Raw genomic sequence first — 26,909 nt, 5'->3', positions numbered from 1 at the left:
CGACCCCGTTTGGCGTCGTGTCCGTCAGAAGTGGGGCGCATTCTACAGCCCTCAGGAAAACTGTCAACGCCGGATTTGAGAAAACCTCAAATCCGGCGGAAAACACCTATACAGTGATCAAAACTCGAGCAATCTTCTTCTTGCCGGCCTGGATCACACACTCATCGCCTTCTTTAAAGAGGCGATTACCCTCAAACTGCTGACCGTCGACATAAACAGCACCACGACCAAGAACATCACGTGCCGCCGCACCGTTTTTCACCAGACCTGCCAGACGAAGAACCGCCGCCATAGGAATTTCTGACTGACCATCGAGAGAAACCTCAACCGCTGGCACGTCTTCCGGAATCTCACCATGCGCTACGCGATTGCCGGCGGACTTGTGAGCATTCTTAGCCGCCTCTTCGCTGTGGAAGCGGGTAATAATTTCTTCCGCAAAGAGCTTTTTATAGTCCTGGGGATTCGCGCCCGACTCGACCGCCTTACGGAAACCCTCAACCTCATCCATGGGACGCAAGCTCAGCAATTCAAAGTAGCGCCACAGCAGCTCATCGGGCATTGAGAGAAGCTTGGTGTACATCTCTCCCGGGGCATCATTCACACCCACATAGTTACCCAGCGACTTCGACATCTTCTGGACACCATCGAGCCCCTCAAGGATAGGCATGGTGAGGATGGCCTGTGGAGTTTGGCCATAATGCTTCTGAAGGATACGCCCCATCAGAAGATTAAACTTCTGATCGGTACCGCCAAGCTCAACATCGGCCTCCAGCGCGACGGAATCGTATCCCTGAACCAGCGGGTAGAGAAACTCATGGATGGCGATGGACTGCTCTGCCCTGTAACGCTTGGTGAAATCGTCACGCTCGAGCATACGGGCAACCGTATACTGTCCGGCCAGCTTGATCATGTCGGCCGCGCTCATCTTACCCATCCACTCGGAATTGAACACCACACGCGTCTTGGCCGGATCAAGAATCTTGAACACCTGCTCTTTATAGCTCACGGCGTTATCGGCAACCTGCCGCTCAGTCAACGGCGGACGAGTCGCACTCTTGCCGGTGGGATCGCCGATCATCCCGGTAAAATCGCCAATCAGAAAAATGACCTCATGCCCAAGATCCTGAAACTGACGCAGCTTATTAATAAGGACGGTATGCCCGAGGTGCAGGTCCGGAGCCGTGGGATCAAATCCAGCCTTGATGCGCAGCGGCCGCCCCTCCTTCAGCTTTTCAATCAGCCCTTCTTCCGGAATCAGTTCGTCAACGCCGCGCTTGATTACGGCCAACGCCTCATCGATAGATGACATGAACAACACATCCCCAATTAGATCTAGTTGGAATCGCTTGGTTACAGACTTCTACAAAAGAAATCTGTGAGTTACCCACACTCCTGCTAAAGTGCATTCGGTCAGTTTTTGTACAATACTGAACTGGTAAGGCGGCACATTATAGCAACGCCGTCTAAAGAAATCCGGAGGATGGAACAGTTACCGTAATGTTCCACGCTGTCCCGCATGCATTTTATACGGTAACCTGTTGGTTTCTCACTTGAACCACAGCTTTAAATAGGCAATTTAAACTGCCGGAATACCGATTAAAACGGGTGCGATACGTGTTTAATATGTTTCCCAAGACCCACATTACCATTGCCGCAACAGCGACGGTTTTAGTGACTTCCGCTGTGCTGATGAGCCCAAGCTCTGATGTAGAGGCCAAACGCATGTCTTACTCGCTCGACCTGAATCAGGGAACAGCGACCGTAAGTGGCCCGGCACAGGCTTCTACCGCAAAGAATTCCGAGGAAGTCGCCACGGTTGACGCGCAGACACCCGCTCAGGAACAGCAGGCCGCTGTGACACAGACCGCCGCCCAGCCGGCAGAGCCCGAGACACCCCCGGCGCCACTACTCGACTGGCAAACCTATAAAATCAAATCAGGGGACACCCTGTCTTCCCTGTTCAAGAAGGCCGGCCTCAACGACGGCATCATGCTGTCGGTCATTCATGGTGACGGCAAAGCCGACGAACTCCAGCGCCTGTACGCCGGGGAGACCATCCGCTTTGCCCGGGATTCCGTTGGTGAGCTGGCGGCTGTCGAGCTTCAGCGCAGCAAGCTTGAATCGCTGATGATTGAAAAAACAGACGAGGGCTACTCGGGCAAAAGCGTAATCCGCGAACCGGAAGTCCAGCAGGCGTTCGCATCTGGCACCATTGACGGCTCCCTTTACCTGGCCGCTCGGGAAGCCGGACTGAACGATCGATTGACCATGGAACTGGCCGGTATTTTTGGCTGGAACATCGACTTTGTTTACGACGTTCGCCAGGGCGATCAGTTTGAAGTGGTGTATGAAGAACTGTTCCTTGATGGTGAAAAACTCGAGAACGGTCGCATCCTCTCCGCTCGCTTCATTAACCAGGGCGAGGAAAACGTCGCGCTGCTGTATACCGACAGCAACGGAGACAGCGACTACTACGCTCCCGACGGCAAGAGCATGCGTAAGGCGTTCCTGCGCACACCGATCAACGCGCGGGTTTCTTCGCCGTTTAACCTTCAGCGTCGTCACCCGGTCTTGAACGTGGTTCGCCCCCACGAGGGAACCGACTACGGCGCCCCGACCGGCACGCCGATTAAAGCGGCAGGCGTTGGGCGCGTTCAGTTTGCCGGCTGGAAAGGTGGCTATGGCCGAACCGTTGTTCTGCAGCACGGCGACAACATTACCACCCTGTACGCCCACATGAGCCGCCTGGGCAAAGGCATCAAGAAAGGTGCCCGGGTCAAGCAGGGCGAGACCATTGGTTACGTTGGCGCTTCCGGCATGGTGACCGGCCCGCACCTGCATTACGAGTTCCGGGTCAACGGTGTGCCACGTAACTCACGCAGGGTTAAGCTGCCGGAAGCGAAGCCGGTACCAGCGACTGAACTGGCTCGCTTCAAGGAACACACCCAGCAGCACCTGGCACGACTGGAAACTTTCCGCGAGAACTATCAGCAACTCGCTCTCGCGACCGACGAGTAATAGACATGGACGCTTGGCTCGGCCTGATGTCGGGCACCAGCATGGACGGCATCGACGCTGTGCTGGTGTCCTTTGATGGCCCGACCGTGAACCTTCACGGAACCCAAACTCTCAGTTTTCCCGACAACATCCGGCACCGGCTTCTGGCAGTTAGCCAGAACCAGGGATCGCCGGATGAAGTTGGAGAACTCGATACAATCATCGGCTCACTGTTTGCCGACGCCGCCAACCAAGTGATCGAACGATCGGGCATCGACCGCCCGTCGATTCGCGCCATAGGCAGCCATGGCCAGACTATCCGCCATCAACCCGATGGCTTCGCACCGTTCTCCATCCAGATCGGCAATCCGGCGGTAATTGCAGAAAAAACCGGTATTACAACCATTGCCGACTTCAGGCGCCGGGATATAGCGGCCGGTGGTCAGGGTGCACCTTTGGTCCCCGCGTTTCACAAGGCATTCTTTGGCTCAGCAGATCAGGACCGATGCATCCTGAATCTAGGCGGCATTGCCAACATCACCTGGATTCCATGCACTGGTCAGCAACCAATCACCGGTTTTGACACAGGCCCTGCCAATGCGCTGATTGACGCATGGTGCCACAATCAACTTGGCCTCCCCTACGACTCCGATGGCCACTGGGCGCAAGAGGGCATGGTAGACAAACGCCTGTTGGAAGACATGTTGTCCGATGCCTATTTTACCCGGCCTGCGCCGAAGAGCACTGGAAAGGAGCGTTTCAACCTGGGCTGGGTGAAAACAATGATCCAGCGGCATGAGGACCTGGGCCCGGCGGATGTACAGCGCACACTTCTGCAACTCACTGTTGAAAGCATTGTCCGCCAGCTACCGGATGCATCGAACTCGCAGATTTACGTGTGTGGAGGAGGAACGAAAAACCCGCTACTGATGTCGGAACTGGCTAAAGCGCTGCAACCGACCAAAGTATCATTGACCAGCGAATTGGGGCTCGATCCTCAGTGGGTTGAGCCGGTCGCGTTTGCGTGGCTGGCCGAGCGGGCGCTATCCGGACGCTCAGGAAACCTTCCAGACGTTACGGGAGCCAAAGGTGAACGCATCCTCGGGGCGATATACCAGGCCTGAGACCCGATATAAAAAGGGCAGAAACAAAAAAAGGAGAGCTCTTGCTCTCCTTTTTTACTTTCAGGGTTACGATCAGATCGAGAACGAGCTGCCACACCCGCAGGTGGCACTGGCATTGGGGTTTTGCACCACAAACTGCGAGCCCTGCAGACCTTCCTGATATTCGATGGTGGCACCTACAAGATACTGGTAGCTCATCGGGTCCACCAGCAGACTCACACCATCGCGCTCAACCACGGTGTCTTCCTCATCCTGCTCTTCATCGAATGAGAAGCCATACTGGAAGCCGGAGCAGCCTCCGCCAGTGACAAACACCCGAAGCTTGAGTTTCGGGTTTTCCTCTTCCTCAACCAGCTCCCGCACCTTGGCAACGGCACTGTCGCTGAAGAAAAGTGGTGCGGCCATTTGCTGCTGAACAACGCTCAACTTTGCCTCCGGAATGGTTTAGAACAATGGTGAAAAGTATCGTATTCCCGACTAAAACAATCAACTATTCGGATTTACCACCATCCTCGGCACCGGCGAGCGCTGCTTCGGCCTCAGGTGCCTTGTTAGCCTTACGCTTGCTCGAGGCATCGGTCAGCAATCCAACCGGCTCCTGCTGATGCACGAGATTGCCGTTGACCGAGGCGCCCATGGCCATCTCGATCAGGTTGTAATAGACGTTACCGCTGATCACGGCGTTTTCTGCCAGCTCGAGATGAGTGGAAGAATAAACGTCGCCGTGGACCTTGCCATTGATAATCACGTGCGGGGCCACGATGTCGCCGGCAATGTCGCCAATCTCGGAAATACGCAGCACCGCTTCGCTGCCTTCTTCCGCCACCACTTTCCCGCGCACTTGCCCGTCAACGTGCAAGCCGCCGGAAAAAGTGATGTCGCCATCGACCGTGGTCTTGGCAGAAATCAGCGTGTCAAAATTGCCAGCCGGACGCCGGGGTTTCTGCTTTTTCTTGCGAAGCATGTTAATTCTCCGTTAAGTCATCCCAATCGAAAGTTCGTTCTGCCTGCGAGGATTTCTTACTTTGAGCTCGCGCCACTACTTGCACTTCACGCGGTTCAAACCCTTCCGGTAACACGAGCAACCCCTCCACATCCTGGAAATAACGGAAGCGGAATTTCACACCGAGGTCCTCGATATCCTGAGACAGGTCGCGCAAGGCGATGACTTCTTTTTCTTCGTCGCGCAGGCCGATGACATTCACTGCCACCACACCTGCGATGTAGCTTTTATTATTACCCACTTGGGTCAGTGTCAGCTTGAAATCGTAGGCACCCGGCTGCGGGTCGCTGGCCAGAGTGAAGCTGTCCACCTGGAGACCTTTGCTGGTCTCGGAGGGGGCCATGATGTTTTTATAGAAAGTCAGATCGGATTTCAGTGATGCGATCTGGGTTTCGAGCTCAACAATGGTGGTTCGGGCACGGTTGAGGGCCTGTTTATCAATGAGCCGTCCGCGATCCAGATTAGCCAGCTGCTGGCTAGTTTCCGCATACTTGTCCTGAAGCGTCTCCAGTTCATCCGCCAGCACCTCGTTGGAGGCAGCCACAGCAGAGAACCGAAAGCCCCCCTGAGACATGCCCACGGTGAAACCGATCGCTCCCGCGAGCAGGCTGAACGTCAGCAGTATCAGGGTACGTCGCACCCGATACCCGGGACGATGCCGAACAACCACATATTCCTGTTCCGGCTTACGCTTGTCGACCACAGAACCCCCTACGGCAGAAACGCCGGGGCATCCAGCCCCTGGGTTTCCGTCAGTCCGAACATGATATTCATGTTCTGAACCGCCTGGCCGGCCGCCCCTTTCACCAGATTGTCGATCACGGAGGAGACGATCACGATATTACTGTCCTCCTGCCGGTGCAGAGCCATACGGCAATGATTGGCTCCGCGCACACTGCGGGTTTCCGGGTGACTGCCCTGAGGCATGACATCGACAAACGGCTCATTGCGGAAGCGATCTTCAAACAGATCCTGGAGACGACCAAAATCGGTCGGATCCTTCAGCTCGGCATACAGGGTTGCCTCGATGCCGCGAATCATCGGAACCAGGTGCGGGACAAACGTCACTCCCACGGAAACCCCGGCCGCCTCTGACAGCCCCTGCCGGATCTCGGGCAGGTGCCGGTGCCCGGAAGCGCCGTAGGCCTTGAAGCTTTCACCAACTTCACCGTGCAACATGCCGACTTTGCCCTGACGACCGGCGCCACTGGCCCCGGATTTCGCATCGGCAATCAGGCGAGCCGGATCCACCAGATCGTTCTCCACCAGCGGCAGGAATCCCAGCTGGATAGCGGTGGGGTAACACCCCGGATTTGCCACCAACTGCGCCTCCCGAATGGCGTCGCGCGCCACTTCCGGCAGCCCATATACCGCCTTGTCCGCCCATTCAGCACTTTCATGGGGCATGCCATACCAGTTGGCCCAGACTTCAAGGTCTTTTAGACGGAAGTCCGCCGACAAGTCCACCACCCGTACACCGGCAGCGATCAGTTCGGGCGCCATACGCATGGCAACACCATGAGGGGTGGCAAAAAATACCACATCGCAAGCCTTCAGCATGTCGGCATCGGGCTCGGAAAAGGCCAGGTCGTAGTGCCCCCGCAGATTCGGATACAGATCGGCTACCGGCAAACCGGCTTCTGAACGGGAGGTAATGCAACTGACGGAAACCTCCGGGTGGGTAGCCAGCAGCCGGAGCAATTCCACTCCGGTATAGCCTGTTCCACCTACGATGCCTGCTTTTATCACGTTGTACTCCAGCGACGCGGTTTGAGTGTGTTGATTGAGGCGTAGTCTACCATGATAAACCAATGACTTATTGCAGCCCGCCAGCCTACCGTTACAATGTTGCCAGAAAATGCCGTAACCCCACAGTAAACAAGCGGAATCTCTGCGTTGATCCATAAATTCTGGCGACATATAACCGACTACGCGACGACGGCTTTCAGAAACCGTCTCTCCGGCGTTGATGCCTTACCCCAACTGGCTGTCCTGGGACTGCTGTCTGGCATCATTACCGGTGCGGTGATCCTGGTGTTTCGCTTCGCCATAGAGTGGCCACTGGAGCACTTTCTGCCTGGGGCAAGTGCCGAATCCTTTGAGGAGCTGACACCGCTCACCCGTGGTGTGCTGCCAATGGCTGGCGCTCTGTTGCTGGGCCTGATGCTTCATCGCCTGGCCATCAATGATCGCAAGGTGGGGATTGTTCACGTCATGGAACGGCTGAACTATCACCAGGGCTACATGTCCTTTCGCAGTGCGGTGGTGCAGTTTGTCTCGGGCGTCGCGACAGTCGTCACCGGTCAGTCTTCCGGCCGTGAGGGCCCGGCTGTTCATCTTGGTGCGACGTTTTCCAGCATGATGGGCCAGTGGATGCGCCTGCCCAACAACAGCATCCGGACCCTGGTCGCCTGCGGCTGCGCTGCCGCCATTTCCGCCTCCTTCAACACGCCTATCTCCGGAGTTATCTTTGCCATGGAAGTGGTGATGATGGAGTACACCATCGCCGGCTTTACCCCGATCATCCTGGCCGCCGTAAGCGCTGCCGTGGTGACCCACGCGGTCTACGGTCCGGAGCCGGCATTCAACGTTCCCGCCCTGACTATGAACTCTTTGCTGGAGATCCCCTGGATACTGGCCATTGCCCTGGTCATTGGCGTGGCAGCCGCGTTGTTCATTCACCTGGTGGATACCATGGGGCGTTTTCACAAGCGGCCGGTACTGGGCAGGATCGCAGTGGCCGGGTTGATCATGGTGCCGTTTGCGCTTGTGGTACCGCAGACCATGGGCATCGGCTACGACACGGTCAACGACACCATCAATGGTCAACTTGGTTTCTGGTTCCTGCTGATCGTCGGCATTGCCAAGCTCCTTAGCACCTCGCTCACCATTGGACTGGGCATGCCCAGCGGTGTGATTGGCCCCACCCTGTTCATGGGGGCCACACTGGGGGCTGCGATGGGGCTGATCGGCGCCGTGATCGCGCCGCAGCAAGCCTCGTCGGTCGGCTTTTACGCCATGCTGGGCATGGGGGCAATGATGGGGGCGGTGCTTCAGGCGCCCCTGGCCGCGCTGATGGCATTGATGGAACTCACCCGGAACCCCAATATCATTCTGCCGGGTATGTTGATCATCACCACCGCCACCCTGGTGACCAGTGAAGTGTTCGGCAAGAAATCCCTGTTTCTGACCATTCTCAAGAGCCAGGGACTCAGCTATCAGAACTCCCCGGTGATTCAGGCACTGCGGCGGGTTTCAGTCGGTGCGATTATGGAACGGAACATTTTGCGGACCGAGCGGCACCTCAGTCCGGAGCAGGCCCGGGAAACCCTGAAATCCGAGCCCAAGTGGCTGGTGGTTGAGGGTAAAAATGGCCCGACGTCGGTGCTGCCTGCGGTCGACCTGGCACGCTTCCTTGAGGACAGTGAGAAGCCGGAGCATGCCGACCGGGCGCCCTTGGAATCCATCGACCTGATGAACATCCCGGCCAATCGAAGAGATGTAGCCCCGGTCCAGTACCAGGCCACGCTGGAAGAAGCGTTGCACCAGTTCGACATCACCAACGCCGAGGCGCTGTACGTGCAAAGGCACGTAGCACCGATGATTCAGCGGATCTACGGCATCGTGCTGAAATCCGACATCGAAAGTTACTACCAATACCGACGGAGCTGATACATGCTGTGGGTCAAGGCCTTTCATATTATCGCGATGGTGTGCTGGTTCGCCGGCCTGTTCTACCTGCCCCGGCTGTTCGTGTACCACGCCAACTGCGAGGACACGGCAGGCCGCGAGCGGTTCAAGATCATGGAGCGGAAACTGTATCGGGGTATCACCACCCCATCCATGATTGCCACCGTGGTTCTGGGCCTGTGGCTGATCGGCTACAACCCGTCGGGTTACGTTTCCCAGGGGTGGATGCACGCCAAGCTGCTGCTTGTGGCGTTACTGATTGCCTATCATTTCTATTGCGGCCATCTGGTCAAAGTGTTCCGGGATGATCAGAATCAGCGCAGTCACGTGTTCTATCGCTGGTTCAATGAACTGCCGGTACTGGTGTTGCTCGCGGTGGTCATACTGGTCGTCGTCAAACCGTTCTGAGGAGTCGCGCCATCAAACTGCACAATCGCCCCCAGGTCCTGATCCTGTCCGGTCTGGATCCATCCGGCGGCGCCGGCATTCAGGCCGATATCCAGGCCTGCACGTCGCTCGGCTGTCATCCACTGCCAGTCGTCACCTGCCTGACCGTCCAGGATACCGTTAATGTGTATGAGGCAGAGGCCGTGGACGCCGAGCTGATTCGGCGGCAGCTGACATGCCTGGTCGGCGATACACCGATCCACGCTGTGAAAACCGGCGCGCTGGGTAACGCAGCCATTGTCGATGTGCTGGTGGATTTCCTCAAAGACTATCCAGACGCGCCGGTGATTACCGACCCGGTGATCAAGGCCGCCGGCGGCGGCGACCTGGCGGACACGGAACTGGTCAAGGCCATGAAGGAGCGCCTGTTCCCGCTGGCCGAAATGATCACTCCGAATGGGGAAGAGCTGGCGATTCTCGGCGATGATGCCAATCCCGAGCTGGCGGCCCGGAAGCTGCTGGACGCAGGCTGTTCCTCCGTACTCGCCACCGGCGGTCATGGCACGGGAATCCACATCACCAACACCCTGTTCAACCACGCCCCGGAACCCATGAGCTGGGAAGTCGAGCGCGTGGGTGGGGTCTATCACGGCACCGGCTGCACCCTGGCAGCCGCCATCGCCGCTGGTCGCGCCTGCGGCCTGTCACCCCGGGCGGCCATCTCCCAGGCACAGAACTACGTGCACCGGGCCATCCTGCACGCACTGGAAGTGGGCAAAGGCCAGCCAGTGCCGGACCGGGGTATTCCCTGGGAACGGTGAGTAAGGCTATGAGCAAAGGCTTGCGTCCCGGCCTGTATGCCGTGACAGACACAACCCTGACCCCACCGGATACTCTGCTTGCCTCCGTAGAAGCCGCACTGCGCGGTGGGGCGGTTTTGATACAATACCGTGAAAAGCAGGCGCCGGAGGCCGAACGCCTCAGGCAAGCCCGGGATCTGCAGGCCCTGTGCCGGAATGCCGGCGTGCCACTGCTGATCAACGACGATGCCGACCTGGCTCGGCGCTGCGGAGCAGCCGGTGTTCACCTCGGCCAGGGCGACATGGCGGCCACCCGGGCACGGAGCATCCTTGGTGAACAAGCCATCATTGGGGTGACCTGCCATTCAGAACTGGAGCTGGCCGCCAACGCTTGCGTAGCGGGCGCGGACTATCTGGCCTTTGGCCGTTTTTTCCCATCCGGAACCAAACCGGACGCCTCGGCCGCACGGGCCTCGGTTCTGACCAAGGCAAAAGCATTCGGTCGTCCGGTCTCCGCCATCGGTGGCATCACCATCGACAATGGTACGCCGCTGATTCAGGCCGGCGCTGATCTGCTGGCGGTGATTGGCGGCCTGTTCGGTGGTTCTATCGACGACATCGAGCAGCGGGCGAAGGAGTTCTCCCGGCTGTTTGAACAACATCATCCTCTTTTTTCATTACCCAGATAACAGGAAAAACACCCATGACACATTCCGAAACGCTGTTCACGGAAGCCCAAAAATACATTCCTGGCGGGGTGAATTCCCCGGTCCGGGCTTTTCGAGGCGTGGGCGGCACCCCAATTTTCTTCAAGCACGCGGAAGGTGCCTACCTGTTCGACGAGGACGACCGTCGCTACATTGACTACATCGGGTCCTGGGGTCCGATGATCCTCGGGCATGCCGATCCTCGGATCAAGGAAGCCCTGCACGCCCAGGTCGATATGGGCATTGGCTACGGAGCCCCAACCGCCATCGAAACCGATATGGCCCAGAAGGTCTGCGAACTGGTGCCATCCATCGATCTGGTGCGCATGGTCAACTCCGGCACGGAAGCGACCATGAGCGCAATTCGCCTGGCCCGCGGCTACACCGGTCGCGACAAGATAGTGAAGTTTGAGGGTTGCTACCACGGGCACGTGGATTCCCTGCTGGTGAAAGCCGGCTCCGGCGCCCTGACGCTGGGTGTTCCCAACTCACCCGGTATCCCGGCCAGCCTGGCCGAGCACACCCTGACTCTGAACTTCAACGACATCGACGGCGTCCGGGAAACCTTCGCCCAAATGGGCGATCAGATTGCCGCCATTATCGTTGAACCGGTAGCCGGCAACATGAACTGCATCCCGCCAGTACCCGGTTTCCTGGAGGGTCTGCGCGAAGTATGCGACGAGCACGGTACGGTACTCATCTTTGACGAAGTCATGACCGGATTCCGGGTGTCCCTGGGCGGCGCTCAGGGCTATTACGGCGTAACGCCCGATCTGACCGCCCTCGGAAAAGTCATCGGTGGTGGCCTGCCGGTCGGCGCCTTTGGCGGCAAGCGCGAGATCATGGAGCACATCGCGCCACTTGGCCCAGTCTATCAGGCCGGCACATTGAGCGGTAACCCGCTGGCGATGCGCGCGGGCCTGGCGACGCTCAACGCTATTTCCGAGCCTGGCTTCCACGACCGCCTGACCGAAAAAACCAACGCGGTCCGTGATGGCATCAAGGCTGCCGCTGATGAGGCCGGCATCCCGCTCACCGTGCAGGGCGCCGGTGCCATGTTCGGTTTCTTCTTTACCGACGAACCGTCAGTGACCCGGTTTGATCAGGTGATGGCGTGCGATGTGGAGCGCTTCAAACAATTCTTCCAGGGCATGCTGAAGGAAGGCGTCTACCTGGCACCCTCAGCGTTCGAAGCAGGCTTCACCAGCGCGGCACTGACCGACGATGACATCGAACACACCATTGCCGCGGCTCGCAAGGTGATGGCTACCCTGTAAGCACACCTTCCGGATGCGCGCCTGGCCCGATGCCGGCGCTCAACAGCCCCCGGCCTGCGGGCCGGGGTCAGAAGCTGGCTTCGAGGGACGCCATGAAGGTATGGCGCTGGTAATCGTAACGAGCTATCCGGCTGTTATTGTCCTGAATCGCCCACTCGGCCCGAACCAGCCATCGATCGGAAAGTCGCTGCTCAGCGAACAGGCCCGTTTCGAACCAGCGGTCGACACGTTGCTGTTCCACCACTGCAGCCTCCTCAACAGGTGCGTCCGTCTCAAGCAGGCGATGGGGATCCCGGTAACGGCTGTACCGGTAGCCACCGGACCAACCCGCTGTCAGCTGTGAACTCACCGGGTAACGGAGACTCAGTGCCAGCTCATGGCGCCGAGGGGACACACTGTAGAACTCGTCCCCGGCCACGAAGTCGTCACGGTTGTTCAGCTCGAAGCTGTACTCTCCTCGCCAATACCAGACACCCAACGCTCGCTGTGCGGTCAACCTGAGCTTGTACCACTGGCCCTCATAGGCTTCAAAGCCCTCGCCACCGGCGACCTGGGCGACCGCAAGCGACACCCCACAGCGGGACAATCCCAGAAATTGGTCACAGTTGCTCCACTGCTGGAAGCCTTCCAGGCCGTATCGCCGCTCAAACACGTCGGTGTCGAACCAGGACTGACTAAAGGTCACCCCCCCACCCCGGGTGCCCGACCCATGGGGCACAATCCAAAGCACGTCTGAGGCAATAAGGGAGGTATTGAACTCCGCCTCGGAGGGGTAGCGCCGACTGTAGACGACGCCATCCAGGCGCAACTCTCCGGAACCAATCTCTGCCAGTCCCACCGAACCGGTACCCAGCAGTTCAGCAAATCCGCCACCTTCACTGGCTACGCTGGTGTCAGGCAGTCCGGCAATGTTGCTGTCATAGCCACCCGCGGCGATCAGGTAGGCATTGGGAGGGGTAAGGGTATAGCCATCGCTGAGCCCACTCCGACCCAGCTTCTGTAATTGCAGATCCGCCATCGCTTGCAGCTGATCGGGTGACCGGGAGTTCAGGGTTTGTTCGAACCATGCGCGGGCAGCAGTGGTATCCCCCTGCTTCAGCGCAACCAGGCCCAGGTTGTAGGTGGCGAGGGGGCGATGTTTGGTGTCGAGCAGAGCGCGAAATGTTTCTTCAGCTAAGGAATAATCGGCGAGGCGGTAATAAACAACCCCCAGATTGTAGAGCAGGGGGGCGGATTCAAGGCCACCGGTTCGGGCGCTTTCAAAGGCGCGACGAGCCTCGTTCAGATCTCCCGATTGGAAGTTCCTCACTCCCTGCTTGAAGGCGTCAGCCGGAGTGTTCGAGTCGTCCGCAAGTACGGCGCTGGAGGCAAGAGCAAACAGCCAGCTGCCCAAAATCAGCCGATTAACCAGCAAGAGCCTTCTCCGGTTCAGATACGACACCGAAACATCAGTAAAAATGAACCGACATTCCGCCCTACATTACCGAAGAGTATAAGAATGGGGCCATCAAGAAAAGCGCAATACAGGCCGAAGCGATACTGTTCACCGGCCTGACTGGGGCGTGATTTTTCAGAGCGTTGGCGTCTGAGGCCGGTTCGCGGAAGCGTCTGGACGGTCCTGGGACAGATCTTGCTGTGCGTCCCGTCTGGCCTCAATGGCGTCATCGGGACGAGCGTCTTCAGGACGCTCAATACTATCCTTGCGGCCGGTCACGTTACGGGCATCCCGCGCGGCTGCGTGAGCGGCATCCCGTTGATCCATGCCCTTGACGGCACGCTCATTGGCGTTGTCGCGGCCCGTAGAAGGAACCGACGGCACCGCCCGGGGCAGCTCGATTTCCTGCACGACCGAATTCGTCAGGTCCGAATCATCCAGGACCATTCGCATCGTTACATCCAGATCATCCGCGGCCTGACTCACAGTCGATGCCATCAGCCCGACAATCAGAGTCAAAACCGGCAGCATCAACGTCAATGCTGGGCCTAAGCGTTTCACGACGCAGGTACCTCCTCAACAGCAGGTTGGTACTTGGGGATCGCTCCCCGGAAAATTTTTTGGCGTTCGCCGGTATCCAGTTTGGCCACCAGTTCACCGGTACCCGGGAACAGAACCTTCAACGGCAACGCCAGAACGTTATCGCCCGCATCCAGACTCACCTGCCAGCTCAACTCCTGACGACCAGGCCAGGATGCGAGTTCCACATTGGGCGGCAACTGAATGGTAAGAGTGACGTTCTCCAGGGGCTCGCCGGAATGGAAGGCCAGGCGAACCGTTTGTTCGACCGGGTCATTATACACAGCCTGGACATCATCGGGCTGACTGGCCTGAATCGCTTGCGAATCCGCGACGCCTACGCCGTCAGGCTCGCCCTGGTTACCGCCCATGAACACACCGAGGGAAACCCCCATCGCCAGGGCTGCTGCAATCGCGCCCCCAATCACACGATGGCTCCAGTTTCCGGAGGCAACCTGGGACTGCTTGGTGGCCGCCGCCAGCACCCGTGTTTCAAAGCCTGCCGAGGCCGGTGGAATCTGCTGGCGGTGCTGGAGCATGTCCCTGAGGGTTTGTTCAGACTCGATCAGAGACTGGCAGGAAGCGCAGCCACGCAGGTGCTGGGCAACAATCTTGTTGCGCTCAGCTGGCAGCTCATTGTTCATGTAAGCACCGAGGCTCACGCGTATTTCCCGACACGTCATAATGTTCTCCTCACTTCCCCACACGCTCTGTCTGAGGAATAGGTTCCAGTTCCCTTTGAATTTTTTTTCTGAGTGCCGCTCGGCAGCGATGCAAACGGGATTTCACGGTACCGAGGGGGATATCAAGCACATCGGCGATATCTTCCTGTCGCCAGCCATCGACGTCGTGGAGCAGAACCAGTGCGCGCTGGTCCGGCGGCAGGGTCGCAATGACCCGATCCAGCGCAGGTCCCAGGCGCGACTGCTCCAGCAGGAGGTCCGGCCCCACCTGGTCCGATTCAAGACTGTCCAACCAGTCGGCCTGGGCGTCCGCCTCGACGAGTTCGCTCAGCGGCATATCGCCCTGGCGGGATTTGCGGCGGACCTGATCGATGAAATGACGATAAAGGACGCGATTGAGCCACGGACGCAATTGCTCCACCGCTTCGAGTTCGTCGAGGCGGGGATACAGTTTGACGATCACGTCCTGCACCAGATCTTCCGCGTCCTGCTGCTGGCCTGCGAGTCGATAGGCGAACCGATAGAGCACATCCAGATGAGGCTGGATCAAGAGCTCGAAACGGCGGGATTTGGACTGCCTGAAAGGAATAAGGGACAAAACCGCTACTACCTGAAAGTCGTTTCTTTACAGCCAAGCAGTTTATACCAAGGGAGCTGACGCTGACCTGATTGTTCCTTTTTTATGGTCGTTTATGAGGAAAGGTTAACAAAACGGACAGAACTTTTTGGGGGGTACCAGCGTTAGGATAGCGTCCACGTTTGACATTGATTTACATAACAGCAACTGCCCAAGGGGGTTTTATGAACCGTATCATCCGCGTTTTCACCGTTTCAGCGCTGGCAGCAGGTATCGCCGCGTGTGGTGGCGGCAATGACACCGGCAGCACAGGGACTGTGTCCATCGGCCTGACCGACGCACCGGCCCTGAAGTTTTCCAACGTCACCATCGCCTTTACCGGAATGGCGCTGAAGCCTGAAGGTGGCAAATGGATTGAGTTCGATTTCCCGCAGAACAAAACCTGGAACCTGCTGGAACTGCAGGGTGGCCTGAGTGAGCCGCTGATCACCGACGAAGAGATTCCCGCCGGTCCCTACAGCGAAGTCCGCCTGCTCATCGATACGTCACAGTCCTTTGTGAACCTGGCCAGCGCGCCTGATGTTCCCAAGACTCTGGCGGTACCCTCCGGCGAACAAAGTGGCCTGAAGCTGAAGGGTGAGATGGTGGTTGCGGCGGACACCACAACCGACTTCACCATCGACTTCAACGTTCAGGAGTCCATCGTAGATCCGGAAGGACAGTCCCTGGCGGATTACCTGCTCAAGCCCTCCCTGAGACTGGTTAACAACTTGGAAGTTGGCTCGATTTCCGGACTGGTCGATTATGGCACAATCCTTCAGGAACCGGGCGGCTGTTCAGAGGATTATGAGGGCGCAGTCTATGTTTATCAGGGCGCAGACATTGCACCAACAGATCTGAACGTAAATCTGGAAGATAGTGGCCCGCTGATGACCATCCCTGTGTCAAACCCGAACCAAAACAGTTTGTACGAGTACACTGCGGCCTTCCTGACGGAAGGTCAGTATACGGTGAGCTACAGCTGCCAGCTGGATGACAACGGCACCACGGAAGAACTGGAGTTCCTCGGTACCCAGACGGTTACCGTCGTAGCAAACACGGAGACCAAGGCAGAGACCATCCCACTGGCCCCCTGAGCCAACAGGCAAGAAAAACCCCGCAATGAGCGGGGTTTTCATATCCGATTTAGCTCGACGGTCAAAGCGCCGAGGCCCTTTCCTCGGCCTGATCTGCCCCCGCCACATTCCCTCTTGCCCGGCGAATATCCGCCAGCAACAGCCAGCCGGCACGCTGCATTCTCGCGTCGCTGCCAGACACCGACAGCCCTTTGAGGGCAAACTGCTCTGCGGTTCCCAACTGCTCACTCACCACATAGGCCTGGGACAACTTGTAGTAAACCGCAGCCGAGCGCGGCGAAATCCGCTGGGCGCGTTCCAGGCGCCCCAGCGCCGCAGGCACGTTACCCTGGGCCAGCAAGGCATCGGCTTCCCGCACCAGACTCAGAGCCGCCGGGGACATCTGCTCACCGGAATCCCGATAGCTGGGCCCGCTGCTGCGCGGCGTCCGGTCCACGGGCTCCGAAGGCTCAACCATCGTCGGCTGCTCGCTTTTCCGGTAAACCGGAGCGGTCTCGGTGCGCTGTTCAGTTCGGGGTGGTTCCGGAGCCTGACCCGGCTGCCCGCCTACCGGCACGTAAATCGACTCTCCCGGAGCTGAGGCACAGCCCGCCAGCACCAGCATGGCAATGGCTACTGGAAGCCCTGAAACGTGTTTCCTAATCATTGAAACAATCCTTCAAACCAACCTTTGATTCGTCTCTGAAGTACGCCTGAACAGGAAACCTCCTGGGTAGGCTCACTGCCAGTTATGAATGGCACCAGCCGGGCATTGTCGCAGTATTCGTCGGTCAGTGCCTGCCGGTCTCCGTTGACCCAGTGATATTTCACCCCATCCGGCATCACCGGCGAAAAGCCGTGCTGGGGCACCTGCGCCATAAACCGTGACCAGACGGGCAAGGCACCACTGGCACCAGTCAGTGAAGTCGCGCCGTTATCGTCACGCCCTACCCAGGCGACCGCCAGCAGATCACCACTGAACCCTGCGAACCAGGAGTCCCGGCCATCGTCTGTGGTTCCGGTCTTGCCTGCCAGAGCCAACTCTTTGGGCACACTATAGTAGGCCGAGCGCCCGGTCCCCTCGCGCATGGTTTCCTGCATGGCATACTGCAACAGGTGCACCGCCGCCGGATCCGCCACCTGATCAACGGCGAGATTGTACCGGCTAAGCGCGTTGCCCTGTGCATCAGTCACTTCCCGTATGGTACGCAGTGGCGTGTTGAATCCCGAGGTGGCGAGCCCTTGATACATCTGAGCCACAGTCACCGGACTCATGGAAACAGCGCCCAGCAACATGGACGGGTACTCGGGTATGTCGGATCCCACCCCAAAGTCCTGCAGGATCTCACGCACCTCACGAACCCCGACATCCAGCCCTACCCTCACCGCCGGCAGGTTATAAGAGCGGGACAGCGCTTCGTGCAGGGGGACCGCGCCACGCTCTTTGCCGTCATAGTTCTTCGGTTCCCAGCGGCGGCCGTCTTCGAATTCCAGCGCAAAGGACTTGTCCTGCACCGGGCTGATCAGGGTGTAGCGCTCCGGGTGTTCCAGCGCAGCCAGATAAATGAACGGCTTGATCAGGGAACCGATCAGCCGGTTGGCATCCAGCGCCCGGTTGAAACCGGCAAACTGCGGATCACGCCCACCCACCAGGGCCAGCACCTCGCCGCTGTCCTTGGCGGTGACCACCAGGGCGGCTTCCAACTCGTTTGCATTCGCGAGCCGGGGCAAGGTATCGGTAACAGCATACTCGGCTGCGTACTGGATGGCCGGATTCAGGGTGGTAAAAATCCGGAGCCCCTCGCTGCGCAGATCCTCTTCCCGATAATCCCGCGCCAAGTGGCGACGCACCAGGTCAATGTAAGCCGGATAACGGTTTTCGGAATACGACGGCCGCTCACTGACGCCAAGCGGCATGCCCCGCGCCCGCGCCGCAGTGACCGCATCGATCAGCTCCGCATCCTCCATTTCCGAAATCACCAGATTCCGGCGACTGGTCGCCCGTTCCGGGTGCCGGCGGGGGTTGTAATAACTGGGTCCTTTGACCATCCCGACCAGCAGGGCGATCTGATGTACCTGCAAGTCCTGCAGCCGTTCGCCAAAGAAGAACTGACTGGCCAGACCAAAACCGTTGATGCTCCGGGTGCCAGCCTGCCCGAGATACACTTCGTTGAGGTAAGTTTCGAGAATGTCGTCCTTCTCATAATGCAGCTCCAGCAGGATCGACATCAGTGCTTCATTGCCCTTGCGCAGCAGGGTCTGCTCCCGGGTCAGGTAAAAGTTTTTCACCAGCTGCTGCGTCAGGGTACTGCCGCCCTGGACCACCCTGCCAGCCCGGATGTTCGCCAGCATGGCCCGGGCGATGGACATGGGCGCGATACCGAAGTGATCGTAGAAATTGCGATCCTCAATGGTCAGCAACGTGGCCGTCAGTAGCTCGGGGACATCCTGCAGTTGCACGAGGACCCGATCTTCCTTGTGGGCCGGGTAGATGCCGCCGATCTGGGCCGGTTCCAGCCGCACAATCGGGGACTGATCCCCCCGCATGACGGAAAATTTCTCGACCCGGTCACCGTAGATACTGAGCGCCAACTGGCGCTTGGGCTCTGCGCCATCCGGAAACTTGAAGCCCCGGGTACTGATCACAAACCGGCCACCATTGCGCTGGTAACTGCCCGATCTGGATCCATCGCCCTTGCGAAAGCCCGACAGCTTCAACTCGCGCTCCAGGGCACCGGCACTGACACTGGCTCCCTCATACAGTTCCAGCGGACGAGCGTATACCCGTGAGGGCACTTCGAAGCGCCGCCCCTCAAAACGGGACGTCACCACGGCATCCAGGTAGACCATCCAGCAGGCGAGCAGCACCGTGCCAAAAATGGCCAGACGCAAAAACGTTCGCCAGAACCAGGGACGACGCTGGTTTTTTGGTGATTTTTTCGGGGATTTGCGTTTTTTTCCGGAGGGTGCGGTCGACTTTTTCATGGCCGGCATTATACCGAATGGGATTGTGACGAAGGCAGGCCAAGTATGTGTTATTTCTGTAATCCGGCAGCTATGATTAGCCCTATAACAACGATATGAGCCAGGGATATTGAGGTAAACACTGTGAGCGACGCATCCCCAGACACACTGATCCAGGCACTGCAAACCCCCGAACTGTTTGACCACCCGGTGAGTGACTTTCGGGTGATCGAAACCCATATCTCACAGGTTCTCCTGACGGGCGACTACGCCTACAAAATCAAGAAGCCCATGGATTTCGGCTTCCTGGACTTTTCCACCCTCGAGCGTCGTAAGCATTTTTGCGAAGACGAACTCAGGCTCAACCGCCGTCTGGCGGAGCCCCTTTATCTGGAAGTCCTGCCCATCACCGGAACACCACAGAACCCTGCGATTGGTGGTGATGGAGAAGCCTTCGAGTACGCCATAAAAATGCGCCAGTTTGACCAGGACCAGCTCCTCGATGGCCTGCAGGAACAGGGCAAGCTGACGCCGGAGTTACTAACCGAACTGGCCATACAGGTGGCCGAATTCCACGAAAGCATTCCCCAGGTACCAGCCGACAAACCACTCGGCACGCCGGAAGCGGTATACGCCGCCATGCAGGAAAACTTTGACCAGATCCGCCCGATGATTGACGACAAGGCCCTGCTGGCGCAGCTGGATAACCTGGAAGATTGGACCCGGATCACCTTTGAGCATCACCGGGAACAACTGGCCGAGCGCCGGGAAAAAGGCCTGATTCGCGAGTGCCACGGCGACCTGCACCTTGCCAATATCACGCTGTTCGACGGCAGGGTCACGGTATTCGACTGCATCGAATTCAACGAGCCCTTCCGCTGGATCGATGTAATTAATGATCTGGCGTTCCTGCTGATGGATCTCGAATCCCGCAACGAATACGCCCTGGCCAACCGGGTGCTCAACACCTACCTCGAATACCGGGACGACTTTGACGCCCTGCCACTGCTACCTCTGTACAAGGCCTACCGGGCCCTGGTGCGCGCCAAGATCGCCCTGTTCACCATGGCCAATCCGTCCCTGAGCGAGGATGACAAAGCAGCCCTGATGCAGCGCTACCGAGCGTATGCCCAACTGGCCGAGGAATACAGCGTCATCCCCACCCCGTACCTGCTGGCGAGCACAGGATTATCCGCCAGTGGCAAGTCGCTGGTTTGCGCGACCATGGCCGGCGAACTTGAACTGATTCGGCTTCGCTCAGACGTCGAGCGCAAACGCATCCACGGAATGGGGCCGCTCGACGACAGCAAATCCAGCCTCGGCGGCAACCTGTACACCCCGGAAGCCACGGAAAAAACCTACCAACGGCTGGTGGATGTCGCCCGGGAGCTTCTGGCGGCGGGCATGCCGGTCGTCATTGATGCGGCGAACCTGAAGGAACGGGAGCGCACCCTATTTGCCGATCTGGCGGAAGAACAGGCGGTACCCTTCGCCCTGCTGCACTGCGAAGCCCCCGAGGAACTGCGCCGGGAGTGGATTCGCAAGCGTTACAACGATGCCTCCGAGGCCACTGAGGATCTGCTGGACGACCAGAAGTCCTGGTATGAACCGCTTACCGCCGAAGAGCGCAGTCACACGATCCATCTGCACACGGAACAGGAGCATGTGGCCGAAGCTGTTGCGGACCGTATCCGCCAGCACTTTGGCTTTGCACCTCATTAACCGGGGCAGAGCTGACCGGAACGCAACGGACCAACCGACATGAGCACACCGTCGACGCCTGACTGGCAAACCGTCTGCGATCTGAACGATCTTCAGCCGGGCCAGTTTCTGGAATTCCGGATTCAACAGCCAATCCGCGACCCGGGAGACATGCCGCTCACCGGCTTTGCCTTCCTGGAGGGTGACGAGCCGCTCGCCTACCTCAATCAGTGCCCGCACCTGGGCGTTGAACTGAACTGGATGCCGGGCCGGTTTATGGACTCAGGCAACCTGTTCATTCAGTGCGCCACCCACGGCGCTCTGTTCAAGCCGGGCACCGGTGAATGCATCACCGGCCCCTGCATGGGCGAATACCTGATCCCCCTGGATGTCCGCATCGAAAGCGGCGAAATCCAGATCAGGGCTCCACGCTAACGGGCACGGCCTCAACCAGGGCCAGGCTGCCGGAAGGCTCGCCCCGTTCATCTGCCAGCGCAGCCCGGTAAGCAAGCACTTCCACACCCGCCTCAATGGCTTCCCGCAGCAGGGCTCCGTACGCTGGATCGATGTGGTCGGCCGGCTGGACCGTTTCGACCCCGGTGTGATTGACCACAAACAGCAGTACCGCCCGATCGCCCTGCTCAACCTGCACCATCAGCTCTCGCAGGTGCTTCTGCCCCCGGGTGGTCACCGCGTCCGGGAAATACCCCTTGCCACCCTCGGCCAGGGTCACGTTCTTAACTTCCACCCAGGCATCCGCCCGATCAGCGTGCCCCGACAACAGCAGGTCGATCCGGCTGTTTTCCGCACCGTACTTCACCTCGGAACGGCAGGACGCGTAACCGGCCAGCTCCGCAACGCCACCGGCCTCCACAGCGGCCCTGGCCTGGGCATTGGCCCGGGCCGTGTTAATGCAGGCCAATTGGCCCGGCGCCACTTCCACCAACTCCCAAGTGTATTGAAGCTTACGCTTGGGGTTATCGCTATGGGTCAGCCAGACCCGGGCATCCTCAGGCTGACACCCCAGCATGGACCCGGTATTCGGGCAATGGGCGGTAATTTCGGTGCCGTCGGGCAGCCGGACATCCGCCAGGAAACGCTTGTATCGACGCAGCAAGTTCCCCTGAATCAAGGGATCCGAAAACTTCATGTGACCTCCGTACAAAAGTCCTCACAACAAGGCTGGCACGCCTGTGACTAATCTGCTATTTTCCGCAAATTCCTGTTTCAGGACGACCAGTTCGCCCAATTTGCAGCTAACACGTGACAGGTTGCTGCAGCCAAGGCAGGCAGGGCGTTCTTGAAGAAGTACAAACAAGAGGCCGGTTCAATGGCAAACACAGCAGAACAACAACGCGAGAGATTCACCAATTTCACCCCCTATGAAATGAAGAAGGGTGAAGAATACATGAGCGACGACATGTTGCAGCACTTCAAGGGCCTGCTGCTTCAGTGGAAACAGGAGCTCATGGAAGAAGTCGATCGCACCATGCACCACATGCAGGAAGACGCGGCAAACTACGCAGATCCCAGCGACCGTGCAACCCAGGAAGAAGAATTCAGCCTGGAGCTACGCACCCGTGATCGCGAGCGCAAGCTGATCAAGAAAATCGACAAGACCATCGATCGTATCGACAAGGACGACTATGGCTTCTGCGACCAGTGCGGCGTTGAGATCGGCACCCGTCGACTCGAAGCCCGCCCGACGGCGACCCTGTGCATTGATTGCAAAACCCTGGCCGAAATCCGGGAAAAGCAGACTGGCATCTAAGCCTTATCGACTGTCAGCAGCCGCGACGGCCTGGTCACAGGCCGGCGGCTGATTACCATGACCACTCCAGTTTATCGCGGCCGTTTTGCGCCATCCCCCACCGGCCCGCTGCATTTCGGCTCCCTGGTCACCGCCCTTGCCAGTTATCTCGAAGCCCGCGTAAAAAAGGGTTGTTGGCTGGTGCGCATCGAAGATCTGGATCCGCTGCGAGAACCACCGGAAGCGACCGGCCAGATCCTGACAAGCCTGAACGCCCACGGCCTGATTCCCGACGAACCCATTCGTTATCAATCCCGGCGGCATGACGCCTACCAGGCCAGTATCGACCGACTCCTCAAATCCGGCCGCGCCTACCGCTGCGCCTGCTCCCGCAAACAGCTCAAAGCAAATGATGGCCGTCATCCGGCGCAGTGCCGGGAGATGAACGCCGTTGAAGAGGGGGAAGCCCATGCCATTCGCTTCGCTCTGGAAAACGAATTCAGCCGATGGGAGGACCACCTGCTCGGCCCACAGGAGCAAACCGTAACCGCTGAACTGGATGATCCGGTGTTGTTGCGCAAGGAGGGGTTCTTCGCCTACCAGCTTGCGGTTGTGGTGGACGATATCGACCAGGGCATTACCGATGTGGTCCGTGGCTCGGACCTGCTGGACATGACCGCCCAGCAACAACAGATCTATCGCGCCCTCAATACGTCGCCCCCTAACTGGCTCCACATCCCGGTGATACTCAATGAACAGGGCCAGAAACTCAGCAAGCAGACCCATGCCCCTTCCCTGGACGATGATCGGGCGGCGCGAAATCTGTTCGAGGCGCTTCAGGCGCTCGGGCAGATGCCGCCCCCGCAACTGGCCCATGCCAGTCCAGCCGACATCCTGGAATGGGGCATTGTGCACTGGCACAGACAGGCAGCCCACCTGACATCCGGCTAAGTGCATGGTATAACCGGGTTTTACCATTCACCCCGGATAACACGTCCGATGTATATCTATCGCCTGGTCTTCCTGCTGGTGCTGGCCATCTACATTTTTTCGCCCAACATCCTGGACTGGTGGACCGAGCCCGGTAACGCCTGGTATACCCCCTACGTCATCTGGGCTGGCCTGATTGCCATCGGATTCTGGCTGGAATGGCGGCGAGACCCCAATGAGTTTTAGCGCGCCGACCCTCCTGTCCGCCAGCCTGCTTTATCTGCTCCTGCTTTTCGGCATTGCCTGGATTACCGAACGGGGCACCTTTCCCCGTTACTGGGTCCGTCACCCGCTCATCTATACCCTCAGCCTCGGTGTCTACGCCGGCATCTGGGCCGTATACGCTGCGGTCGGGGTGGCAGCGGACACCGGCTATGGCTTCCTGGCCTATTATCTTGGCATCAGCGGTGCCTTCCTGCTGGCACCGGTGCTGCTCAATCCGGTCATGCGGATTGGCCGTGCCTATCAGCTGACATCCCTGGCCGACCTGTTCGCCTACCGCTATCGAAGCCAGTGGGCCGGCACCCTGGTGACCCTCTGCTCCGGTGCCGCCATTCTGGCCCTCCTCAGCATGCAGATTCAGGCGGTAAGCAGGTCTGCGGCCCTGCTCGCACCGGACACGTCTACCAACCTGATCAGCGTGATGTTCAGTATCACCGTGGTCCTGTTTGCCATGCTGTTCGGCACCCGCCGGGATCAGACCTCCGAAAATCATCAGGGCCTCGTACTGGCCATTGCCTTCGACTCACTGGTCAAACTGGTGGCACTGCTGGCCCTGGGCGGCGTCGTTTTGTTCAGCGTATTTGGCGGTATGGAGGGCCTGGATACCTGGCTGATCAACCACGATTCACCAGCGACGACCATGACCCTCAGCGTCAATGATGGCAGCTGGCGCGCACTCATGCTGATGGCCTTCGCGGGCGCACTGGTGCTGCCTCACATGTACCACATGACCTTCAGCGAGAACCCATCCCCCCGGGCGCTCGCCAAGGCCAGCTGGGGCCTGCCGCTCTACCTTCTGCTCCTGGGGCTGCCGGTGCCGCTCATCCTCTGGGGTGGCCAGGCCCTGGAAGTCACCACACCCCCCAGCTTTTATGTACTGGGCATTGCCCAGGCCCTGGACAGCCCGGCCCTCACCCTGCTGATGTACATCGCCGGCCTGTCTGCTGCCAGCGGCCTGATGATTGTCAGCACCCTGGCCCTGGCGGGCATGGTGCTCAACCACATCATCCTGCCGCTCAAGACACCAAGGGATCAGGGGGACATCTATCGCTGGCTGAGGTGGGTCAAGCGCTTCCTGATCGCCATCATCATTTTCATGGCCCTGCTATTCCACGAGAGTTTCGGCAAAAATCTCGATCTGTCGATACTCGGCATCCTGTCGTTGTCCGGCATGCTACAGCTCCTGCCCGGGGCCCTGGGCGTGATCTACTGGCCCGAAGGCAATCGCCGTGGCCTGATTGCCGGCCTGGTGCTGGGGCTGACCATCTGGATCATCACGCTGGTCCTGCCCTTCGCCCATAATACCAACCTGCTGGCGTTGCTGGATGCCCCTGTGGTACCCGATGACAACACCTGGTACATCTTCACCTTCATCAGCCTGACGGCCAATGTCGCTCTGTTTGCCGTGGTCTCCATCCTGAGCACCAGCAACAGCGAGGAAACCAGCGCGGCCCAGGCATGCTCGGTCGGCGCCCTTTCCCGCCCCCAGCGCCGGGAACTGCTGGCAACATCATCGGCGGACTTTGCCCGTCAACTTTCGGAGCCACTGGGCTTTGGCGTCGCCAAACGCGAGGTCGAACGAGCCCTGTCCCAGCTGAAGCTTCCGGAGATCGAATACCGCCCGTATCAGCTAAGGCGATTGCGGGACCAGATTGAGATCAACCTGTCAGGCCTGCTCGGCCCCACCGTGGCAAGGGACATGGTGAAGCGCCATCTGGGTTTCAAACCCATGGCCCGGGGCGGAACAGCCCAGGACATCCGGTATGTCGAGCGGGCACTGGGCGAATACCAGAACCGCCTGACCGGCCTGGCCGGGGAACTGGACAACCTGCGCCGCCACTACCGGCAAACCCTGCAAAACCTGCCCATTCCGGCCTGCTCGGTGGGTGAAGACGGTGAAATCCTGATGTGGAACCACGCCATCGAAAGCCTGACCGGGATCACGGCCGACGATGTGGTAGGCGCCAAACTGATGACCCTGCCCGAGCACTGGCACCATCTGCTGGACGACTTCAACCGGGGTGAGGAACTGCACCGCTACAAACACCGACTCGACCTTCGCGGTAAACCTCATTGGCTTAACCTGCACAAGGCCGCTCTGAGTGGCCCCGATCACCCGGAAGGTGGAAGCATCATTCTGGTGGAAGACCAGACCGAGACCCGACTGCTGGAAGACGAACTGATGCACAGCGAACGACTGGCGTCCGTGGGCCGGCTAGCGGCGGGTGTAGCGCACGAAATTGGCAACCCGGTAACCGGAATTTCCTCTCTGGCGCAAAATCTGAAGCTGGAGACCGACAACCCGGAGATTCTGGACACTGCCAATCAGATTCAACAACAAACGCGCCGGATCTCCACCATCCTTCAATCGCTGATGAACTTTGCCCGCACCGGCAACCACGCTCAGGCCAACCGCTACGAGCCAGTCGATATCCACCGGTGCGTGGACGAATCAATCAACCTGCTGTCGCTGAGCGACAAGGACGGCCATATCCGCTTTATCAACGAACTCCCCGAGGAGTTGCGGGTACTGGGGGATGAACAGCGGCTAGTACAGGTATTCGTCAACCTGCTGGCCAACGCCCGGGATGCCTCGCCGGAAGGCAGTACCATAAGGGTCAGTGGAAACGGCGACGGCTACTCCGCTATCATCGAGGTTATCGATGAAGGTAGTGGAATCCCCGAGGATCAGCTGGACCATATCTTTGAGCCCTTCTACACCACCAAGGCTCCGAATAAAGGTACTGGTCTGGGCCTCTCGCTGGTGTACAGCATCGTCGAAGAGCACTATGGCAACATTCAGGTCGAAAGTCCTGTCGATCAGATAACAGGACAGGGAACCTGCGTGCGAGTCAGACTGCCAGCTTACGAAGCGGACTCCAGCCACCACCGCATCAGCCAGAACTAA

Annotated in this window: 26 protein-coding genes; 14 read left to right on the top strand and 12 right to left on the bottom strand. The window is 58.9% G+C overall.

Translation table 11 applies throughout. From position 1 onward, the window contains the following. Positions 1-106 precede the first annotated feature (106 nt). A complete protein-coding gene (tyrS, locus tag K8I84_RS16840; protein WP_223795931.1) occupies positions 107-1,309 on the bottom strand; it encodes a tyrosine--tRNA ligase in 1,203 nt (400 codons plus the stop codon). A gap of 305 nt (positions 1,310-1,614) precedes the next feature. On the opposite strand from tyrS, the gene K8I84_RS16835 reads away from it, so the two are divergent. Both K8I84_RS16835 and K8I84_RS16830 read left to right on the top strand, forming a co-directional pair. Further along, positions 1,615-3,018: an OapA family protein gene (locus K8I84_RS16835; RefSeq protein ID WP_223795930.1), complete on the top strand. Its 1,404-nt coding sequence runs from the start codon at positions 1,615-1,617 to the stop codon at positions 3,016-3,018. Between the two features lie 5 nt (positions 3,019-3,023). Next, entirely contained in the window at positions 3,024-4,121 is a 1,098-nt protein-coding gene (locus K8I84_RS16830; protein ID WP_223795929.1) for an anhydro-N-acetylmuramic acid kinase, read from the top strand. Between the two features lie 72 nt (positions 4,122-4,193). Here K8I84_RS16830 and erpA read toward each other — a convergent pair whose 3' ends face one another. The 4 genes from erpA to argC all read right to left on the bottom strand — a co-directional run bounded on the left by erpA (position 4,194) and on the right by argC (position 6,873). Next, positions 4,194-4,526 (bottom strand): iron-sulfur cluster insertion protein ErpA, encoded by a 333-nt coding sequence (gene erpA / locus K8I84_RS16825; RefSeq protein ID WP_223795937.1) that lies wholly within the window; start codon positions 4,524-4,526, stop codon positions 4,194-4,196. Positions 4,527-4,611: 85 nt separating this feature from the next. Next, positions 4,612-5,085 carry a polymer-forming cytoskeletal protein gene (locus K8I84_RS16820; protein ID WP_223795928.1) on the bottom strand — a complete coding sequence of 158 codons (474 nt, stop codon included), beginning with the start codon at positions 5,083-5,085 and terminating at the stop codon, positions 4,612-4,614. Between the two features lies 1 nt (position 5,086). Further along, entirely contained in the window at positions 5,087-5,827 is a 741-nt protein-coding gene (locus K8I84_RS16815) for a DUF6776 family protein (protein WP_223795927.1), read from the bottom strand. A gap of 8 nt (positions 5,828-5,835) precedes the next feature. Then, the gene (gene argC / locus K8I84_RS16810; RefSeq protein ID WP_223795926.1) at positions 5,836-6,873 is read right to left on the bottom strand and encodes an N-acetyl-gamma-glutamyl-phosphate reductase; all 1,038 of its coding nucleotides are present in this window, start codon (positions 6,871-6,873) and stop codon (positions 5,836-5,838) included. A gap of 150 nt (positions 6,874-7,023) precedes the next feature. Between argC and K8I84_RS16805 the strand changes: the two genes are divergently transcribed. The 5 genes from K8I84_RS16805 to hemL are packed head-to-tail and all read left to right on the top strand — an operon-like array spanning position 7,024 to position 11,985. Then, positions 7,024-8,796 carry a chloride channel protein gene (locus tag K8I84_RS16805; RefSeq protein ID WP_223795936.1) on the top strand — a complete coding sequence of 591 codons (1,773 nt, stop codon included), beginning with the start codon at positions 7,024-7,026 and terminating at the stop codon, positions 8,794-8,796. Between the two features lie 3 nt (positions 8,797-8,799). Continuing rightward, positions 8,800-9,222, top strand: coding sequence for a protoporphyrinogen oxidase HemJ (gene hemJ, locus K8I84_RS16800; RefSeq protein ID WP_223795925.1), 423 nt, complete (start codon positions 8,800-8,802; stop codon positions 9,220-9,222). Positions 9,223-9,263: 41 nt separating this feature from the next. Then, positions 9,264-10,022, top strand: coding sequence for a hydroxymethylpyrimidine/phosphomethylpyrimidine kinase (locus K8I84_RS16795; RefSeq protein ID WP_223795935.1), 759 nt, complete (start codon positions 9,264-9,266; stop codon positions 10,020-10,022). Continuing rightward, the gene (gene thiE, locus K8I84_RS16790; protein ID WP_411722693.1) at positions 10,010-10,690 is read left to right on the top strand and encodes a thiamine phosphate synthase; all 681 of its coding nucleotides are present in this window, start codon (positions 10,010-10,012) and stop codon (positions 10,688-10,690) included. The genes K8I84_RS16795 and thiE overlap by 13 nt, the downstream gene beginning before the upstream one ends. Before the next feature lie 14 nt (positions 10,691-10,704). Next, complete coding sequence (hemL, locus tag K8I84_RS16785; RefSeq protein ID WP_223795923.1) at positions 10,705-11,985, top strand: glutamate-1-semialdehyde 2,1-aminomutase; 1,281 nt, start codon at positions 10,705-10,707, stop codon at positions 11,983-11,985. 67 nt (positions 11,986-12,052) lie between these two features. Here the strand turns inward: hemL and K8I84_RS16780 are convergent, their stop codons facing one another. From K8I84_RS16780 to K8I84_RS16765, 4 genes are all read right to left on the bottom strand, one after another. Then, positions 12,053-13,399, bottom strand: a complete 1,347-nt coding sequence (locus tag K8I84_RS16780; protein ID WP_223795922.1) for a tetratricopeptide repeat protein — start codon at positions 13,397-13,399, stop codon at positions 12,053-12,055. Positions 13,400-13,555: 156 nt separating this feature from the next. Next, positions 13,556-13,981, bottom strand: coding sequence for a hypothetical protein (locus tag K8I84_RS16775; protein WP_223795921.1), 426 nt, complete (start codon positions 13,979-13,981; stop codon positions 13,556-13,558). Beyond that, positions 13,978-14,682, bottom strand: coding sequence for an anti-sigma factor family protein (locus K8I84_RS16770; RefSeq protein ID WP_223795920.1), 705 nt, complete (start codon positions 14,680-14,682; stop codon positions 13,978-13,980). The genes K8I84_RS16775 and K8I84_RS16770 overlap by 4 nt, the downstream gene beginning before the upstream one ends. A 10-nt stretch (positions 14,683-14,692) precedes the next feature. After that, entirely contained in the window at positions 14,693-15,280 is a 588-nt protein-coding gene (locus K8I84_RS16765; protein WP_223795919.1) for an RNA polymerase sigma factor, read from the bottom strand. A 203-nt stretch (positions 15,281-15,483) separates the two neighbouring features. On the opposite strand from K8I84_RS16765, the gene K8I84_RS16760 reads away from it, so the two are divergent. Then, positions 15,484-16,395, top strand: coding sequence for a DUF4382 domain-containing protein (locus K8I84_RS16760; protein WP_223795918.1), 912 nt, complete (start codon positions 15,484-15,486; stop codon positions 16,393-16,395). Positions 16,396-16,456: 61 nt separating this feature from the next. On the opposite strand, the gene K8I84_RS16755 is transcribed toward K8I84_RS16760, so the two are convergent. Together K8I84_RS16755 and mrcB are read right to left on the bottom strand one after the other, a co-directional pair. After that, positions 16,457-17,041: a tetratricopeptide repeat protein gene (locus K8I84_RS16755; RefSeq protein WP_223795917.1), complete on the bottom strand. Its 585-nt coding sequence runs from the start codon at positions 17,039-17,041 to the stop codon at positions 16,457-16,459. Next, complete coding sequence (mrcB, locus tag K8I84_RS16750; RefSeq protein ID WP_223795916.1) at positions 17,038-19,359, bottom strand: penicillin-binding protein 1B; 2,322 nt, start codon at positions 19,357-19,359, stop codon at positions 17,038-17,040. The genes K8I84_RS16755 and mrcB overlap by 4 nt, the downstream gene beginning before the upstream one ends. Positions 19,360-19,482: 123 nt before the next feature. Between mrcB and K8I84_RS16745 the strand changes: the two genes are divergently transcribed. After that, positions 19,483-21,060: an AAA family ATPase gene (locus K8I84_RS16745; RefSeq protein ID WP_223795915.1), complete on the top strand. Its 1,578-nt coding sequence runs from the start codon at positions 19,483-19,485 to the stop codon at positions 21,058-21,060. Positions 21,061-21,099: 39 nt separating this feature from the next. Further along, positions 21,100-21,474, top strand: coding sequence for a Rieske (2Fe-2S) protein (locus tag K8I84_RS16740; RefSeq protein ID WP_223795914.1), 375 nt, complete (start codon positions 21,100-21,102; stop codon positions 21,472-21,474). Here the strand turns inward: K8I84_RS16740 and sfsA are convergent. Then, positions 21,458-22,189, bottom strand: coding sequence for a DNA/RNA nuclease SfsA (sfsA, locus tag K8I84_RS16735; protein WP_223795913.1), 732 nt, complete (start codon positions 22,187-22,189; stop codon positions 21,458-21,460). The two genes, K8I84_RS16740 and sfsA, sit on opposite strands and share 17 nt — an antisense overlap. A gap of 180 nt (positions 22,190-22,369) precedes the next feature. Between sfsA and dksA the strand changes: the two genes are divergently transcribed. From dksA to K8I84_RS16715, 4 genes are read left to right on the top strand one after another with little or no spacing between them, the layout of a single operon-like run. Next, positions 22,370-22,810 carry an RNA polymerase-binding protein DksA gene (gene dksA / locus K8I84_RS16730; protein WP_223795912.1) on the top strand — a complete coding sequence of 147 codons (441 nt, stop codon included), beginning with the start codon at positions 22,370-22,372 and terminating at the stop codon, positions 22,808-22,810. A 57-nt stretch (positions 22,811-22,867) separates the two neighbouring features. Next, a complete protein-coding gene (gluQRS, locus tag K8I84_RS16725) occupies positions 22,868-23,740 on the top strand; it encodes a tRNA glutamyl-Q(34) synthetase GluQRS (RefSeq protein WP_223795911.1) in 873 nt (290 codons plus the stop codon). A gap of 48 nt (positions 23,741-23,788) precedes the next feature. After that, entirely contained in the window at positions 23,789-23,965 is a 177-nt protein-coding gene (locus tag K8I84_RS16720) for a hypothetical protein (protein ID WP_223795910.1), read from the top strand. After that, positions 23,955-26,909 (top strand): ATP-binding protein, encoded by a 2,955-nt coding sequence (locus K8I84_RS16715; protein ID WP_223795909.1) that lies wholly within the window; start codon positions 23,955-23,957, stop codon positions 26,907-26,909. Before K8I84_RS16720 ends, K8I84_RS16715 begins: the two co-directional genes overlap by 11 nt.

The sequence above is a fragment of the Marinobacter sp. F4216 genome, assembly GCF_019931195.1.
Lineage (GTDB): Bacteria > Pseudomonadota > Gammaproteobacteria > Pseudomonadales > Oleiphilaceae > Marinobacter > Marinobacter suaedae.
The sequence above is the reverse complement of the archived record's forward strand: the minus strand, read 5'-3'. Positions and strand labels throughout refer to the sequence as shown.